1 protein-coding gene is annotated in these 376 nt (G+C 71.0%); it reads right to left on the bottom strand.

The window, feature by feature from the left end; genetic code table 11:
- Nucleotides 1–250: metal ABC transporter permease (locus N801_RS22285; RefSeq protein WP_035941225.1), on the bottom strand; the 250-nt coding region annotated here is incomplete at its 3' end.
- Nucleotides 251–376 lie beyond the last annotated feature (126 nt).

The raw sequence follows: 376 nt of genomic DNA, 5'->3' as shown, positions 1-376 counted from the left end.
AGCCGGTCCCCAGGGCGCAGACCAGGCCGGCCACGACCGCGCCGACCTCCAGCGGAATCCCGGCGACGTAGGCGAGCACCACGCCCGGCAGCACCGCGTGGGAAATGGCGTCGCCCATCAGCGCCAGGCCCTTCAGGACCAGCAGGCACGAGAGGATCGCCGTCGGCACCGCCACCACGACGGCGATCAGCAGGGCCTCGCGCATGAAATCGAACTGCAGCGGCAGGAAAAGGGATTCCAGGATAGTCATGCGTCGGCCCTCGCCGCCTTGATGCGCCGGCGCGCGGCCAGCAACCCGTGCTTGGGCGCGCAGACAAAGGCGAGCAGGAACGCCAGGGCCTGCAGCACCACGATGACCCCGCCGGTGGCGCCGTCC

The sequence above is a fragment of the Knoellia aerolata DSM 18566 genome, assembly GCF_000768695.1.
GTDB lineage: Bacteria > Actinomycetota > Actinomycetes > Actinomycetales > Dermatophilaceae > Knoellia > Knoellia aerolata.
The sequence above is the reverse complement of the archived record's forward strand: the minus strand, read 5'-3'. Positions and strand labels throughout refer to the sequence as shown.